This is a genomic window from Lysinibacillus sp. NPDC056185 (assembly GCF_047737915.1).
Taxonomy (GTDB): domain Bacteria; phylum Bacillota; class Bacilli; order Bacillales_A; family Planococcaceae; genus Lysinibacillus.
Map to the genome: position 1 here is coordinate 1 of NZ_JBLLLQ010000067.1, position 3,763 is coordinate 3,763.

At 31.5% G+C, this 3,763-nt stretch carries 7 protein-coding genes; all 7 read left to right on the top strand.

Translation table 11 applies throughout. The annotated features are described in order from the left end of the window. The first annotated feature begins 419 nt into the window (after window positions 1–419). Window positions 420–779, top strand: coding sequence for a hypothetical protein (locus ACMZ42_RS26795; RefSeq protein WP_415733381.1), 360 nt, complete (start codon window positions 420–422; stop codon window positions 777–779). 267 nt (window positions 780–1,046) lie between these two features. Further along, window positions 1,047–1,199, top strand: a complete 153-nt coding sequence (locus ACMZ42_RS26800) for a hypothetical protein (RefSeq protein WP_415733382.1) — start codon at window positions 1,047–1,049, stop codon at window positions 1,197–1,199. Between the two features lie 138 nt (window positions 1,200–1,337). Beyond that, the gene (locus tag ACMZ42_RS26805) at window positions 1,338–1,661 is read left to right on the top strand and encodes a hypothetical protein (RefSeq protein ID WP_415733383.1); all 324 of its coding nucleotides are present in this window, start codon (window positions 1,338–1,340) and stop codon (window positions 1,659–1,661) included. 107 nt (window positions 1,662–1,768) lie between these two features. Continuing rightward, entirely contained in the window at window positions 1,769–2,098 is a 330-nt protein-coding gene (locus ACMZ42_RS26810; RefSeq protein WP_415733384.1) for a hypothetical protein, read from the top strand. Window positions 2,099–2,520: 422 nt separating this feature from the next. Further along, window positions 2,521–2,709, top strand: a complete 189-nt coding sequence (locus tag ACMZ42_RS26815; protein WP_415733385.1) for a hypothetical protein — start codon at window positions 2,521–2,523, stop codon at window positions 2,707–2,709. Further along, window positions 2,706–2,900: a hypothetical protein gene (locus ACMZ42_RS26820; RefSeq protein WP_415733386.1), complete on the top strand. Its 195-nt coding sequence runs from the start codon at window positions 2,706–2,708 to the stop codon at window positions 2,898–2,900. The genes ACMZ42_RS26815 and ACMZ42_RS26820 overlap by 4 nt, the downstream gene beginning before the upstream one ends. Window positions 2,901–3,520: 620 nt before the next feature. Next, on the top strand, window positions 3,521–3,763 hold a 243-nt coding region (locus ACMZ42_RS26825), incomplete at its 3' end, for a hypothetical protein (protein ID WP_415733387.1).

Consider the following 3,763-nt stretch of genomic DNA (forward strand, 5'->3'; position numbering starts at 1 on the left):
GTGATGCATTATTTTTTAGTCATGAAACAGAGTATCATTGGGCTATGTGTATGGTCTATGGTGATAAATATTGGTTAAAGGGTATTAATACAGAACCCCCAAATAACTATAATGAATGGGAGTCAGAGTATATTGCTAAAAAAGTTAGCAGATAGTAGTTTTGAATTTTTAAACTAAGTTGGGGTTATTAAATAAAGTTTCAAAAAATCTGTAAAGCATTGAAATAATTACGCTATACGGCTATGTTTGCGATCCTATTCGAATGATTGATCCATTAGGTTTACATGAAACTTTGGCAGATACATATACTAGGAAATCCAGCTTATAAGTTTGCAAAGAAAGATGCTGAGGGTCTCATACAAGGTGAAATACCTAAACGTGCTTATGTTATTCATAAAAAAGGAAGGTGTCGTTAAATTATGAAGATAGATTATCGAAGTGAAATCGACAAAATTAGAAATTCTTTAAAGAACTACTACGAAAACTACTGCAATAATCAATTCAAAAGTGAAGAGGAAGATTACATTGAAAACAAAAAGGTCAAAGAACAAATAAAAAAATTAATAATTCAAGTTTATAATGATAGTACTCTGACTGAAGCGGACAGAGGGTATTTAATAAAAGTAGCGGTAGAACTTCTGGCAAAAAATACAGGTTGTGTAGAAGACGCAGAGATTGCTGAAGATATTCTGGATAGTCTTTTTAATGATATGAAAATACTAAGTCAGGAAGATATTGATAATTTTTACGAGCAATATTCCTGCAGAAGATGGCATTAAGGACTGGATCATTCTCAAAAAAAAGATGTCAGTTTAGAAAAGTAAAAACAAAGCCCGTGTAAAGAAAATAGAAAATAGACTCGCCATGACTTTTCATGTCATAACGAGTCTATTTTCTATTAATTTTGTTTTAGCGATGAGTATTTAATATCGAAAATTAGGTCTTTTTGTGAACAAGGAGATTGCGATTTTGTAAGAGCGAAAATGTCAACATCATAAAAAATATATGAGAGAGAGTTGTAAAAAGTTACGTCTTGGAGGCTAAAAATGGAATTTCGAAGTAGTGAATATCAAATTTTTTTTGAAAATGATCTTGATGATGATTTAGTTCAATTTGAAATTGCATCAAAAGGTTATTTATACGGAACAGTAATTAAAATAACCAAAGGAGATTCCTATCGGGAGCAAATGAACTATTGAAATAGAACAAATATTCATCCAAGTAATAAAGAACTTTCTCAAAAAAAGCTTAGATATTGATATAATTAACTTATAACGAGGAGTTAGAAAAACACTTTCTTTACATAGACTTTATGTGTGAGAAAAGGGGAGTTTGTTATGAATGAAAATAATACTCTATACGATGCCACAATTGTAAAACTTGAATTGGTTGAAACATACCTGTATTTGACGTACTTGGATTGGAAGGAAGAGTTAAAAAAAATAATTTTTATAGATACGATTAGTGTAGAAGCGCTTGATGCTACAGGGGAGGAGATAGGAGACTTTATTATTGAAATTGATAATATTAAAATACAAGAAACATGTAACAAATTAAAGGAATCAGCAATTGATTACAAACTATTTAAGATATTGCCGGCTTGGAATAGGGAAACGTTAATTGAAATTATAGCAAAAGAAGTTAACTTTTGTGTCGGATGAGGCGTTGTATGGAATTTTTTCTGTTATGAAGTATTAATACATGGACAAATACCTTCAAGTAAAATAAAGTGTGTAGGTTAAATTCAAAACAGATTGGAGGAATTTAGGTGGTAAGGATTGGTGTCGCTGGTAATACGGCTATTCCGTGCTTTCAAGTAATTAAATCAAAAGGGTATACGATTACTAGCAAAATTTATTTTTGTGTAGATATTATAGAAGATGCAACATATGAATTTATTGCTGAAAAAGATGGTAATGAGTTTATTGGTGACAATTTAGAAGAAGTACTGGGGTTAATAACGATGTGGGAATATCGTGGTCAAAATCAAGAAGATTGGCGTGCTAATCATAGTGAGCATTTAGAGTATCGAAATGTTTTGGATGATTCAATTGTTTTTGATAAAGATGGAAATCAAGTTGATGAAAACTTATTGTAAAATGGGTAGTTAAAATAGATTTCTATAAATATGTTTTTCTGTTAGAGGTAGAATTGTTTTGTCGTGATTAACCATATATCTCGTTTGCTGTCAGTTCTTTTAGGTTTAATTGGTGGAATAAAATTATATGCTATGTAAGTAAGATTGATTTATTATTAGACGTAACAGATCTTAAGTAAAATAGTGCAAATTTTGGTGGGAATCTAGGGATTAAACTGGGAACCAATTCACTGACGAGTTCGATATGGACACATGACCGTCGTGGTAATTGCACAAGCACGACCAATCCTTTAGGGGTCACAGAGAAATTCTGTTATGATAACTAAAGATTAAAAGGAAAAAAGGCGATATTTATCCTGGAGAGAAGTATCCACTAGCTAAAAAGGCTAAGAATGCTTTTGAAGGAGGATGTCCATAAAGCTATGCAGTACAAAATAGATGTTAACACACCTCCTTTGGTATTGAGAAAAATATACAAAAAGAATGATGGATATTTGCCTGGGATTTTAGACACATTATCAAGCATTGATTTAACTAATTTAATAAATATTCATAAAGGGCAAACTTATGAAAAGGCACTATATCGAATATTGCCTGTCATAGGAATGTGACAGAAGAAATTCATCAAGTGTTGTTAGATAATTCTCAGTATGAAAACGGTGTAGCGAATGCAGTTGCAACGTCTGGGAAAGCTTCTATTAAAATTTTAGAAAGCCTATTAAAACATAGTTCAGAGCATGTTGTTGATCACGCTCAACTTGCAATTAAGCACTTTAAAAAGGATAAAGTGATAATTGTTTAATGTAATAAAGTAGCATGAATCCTGATTTTAAAAGGATTTATGCTACTTTTTTCTGTTAGAAATAGAGTTGTTTTATCTCGTGTATCTTCATACGAATGATCCAAATAGAGGTCCTCATGTATATGCATGGAGTAACAAAGGGTCTCCGCATGATTCAGCTTTAAATAAAGGGAAGGAACACCTTTTGAAGCCTATGACACAAAGAAAGCAAGTTTGGTCAGCTGAGCTTGATATTTATGGACGAGTGATTGAATTCACTGGTGAGTAGGATTTCATTCTTTTTAGGTATCTCAGGGGGAGTATGAAGATGTTGAAACAGGATTGTATAACAACTGATTCCGATACTAATCACCCAAGGAGGGAATGTATACAAACAGGATCCGATTGGCCTTGAAGGTAAGAATCCAACCTTTATTTTCGGCCTTTCTTGTATAAAAGAGTTAAAAAAGAGTATGAACAAAGCTAATTGTGAGTTAAAAGGTATCAAGGACAATATCACGATATTGGGGGCTTTTCTATAATAGATTCCTTTACTATGACCCAATGTTCATGATACAAATACTTCTATTGATAAACATAAGGTATGTCCATAATAATCAATAAAAGGAGCGATATGATGTATGGATAAAGATGGTACTATCTTGATTGATACAAGTTCAAGTACGAAAATTATTTATAATGATTTTACTTTTAAAGAAATTATAAAAGGTATTATTGTAGAATATGCTAAAAAGTCTAAAAATGAAGCAGAATTGATTATTAATAATTGCAAATATTTTTCAAAGCCTATTGAGACATTTAGTGATGCATTATTTTTTAGTCATGAAACAGAGTATCATTGGGCTATGTGTATGGTATATAGT

Bases quoted from the DNA above. Each gene is read 5' to 3' on its own strand.
- ACMZ42_RS26800 (WP_415733382.1), top strand. From the start codon at position 1,047: ATGGAATTTCGAAGTAGTGAATATCAAATTTTTTTTGAAAATGATCTT.
- ACMZ42_RS26815 (WP_415733385.1), top strand. From the start codon at position 2,521: ATGCAGTACAAAATAGATGTTAACACACCTCCTTTGGTATTGAGAAAA.
- ACMZ42_RS26795 (WP_415733381.1), top strand. From the start codon at position 420: ATGAAGATAGATTATCGAAGTGAAATCGACAAAATTAGAAATTCTTTA.
- ACMZ42_RS26805 (WP_415733383.1), top strand. From the start codon at position 1,338: ATGAATGAAAATAATACTCTATACGATGCCACAATTGTAAAACTTGAA.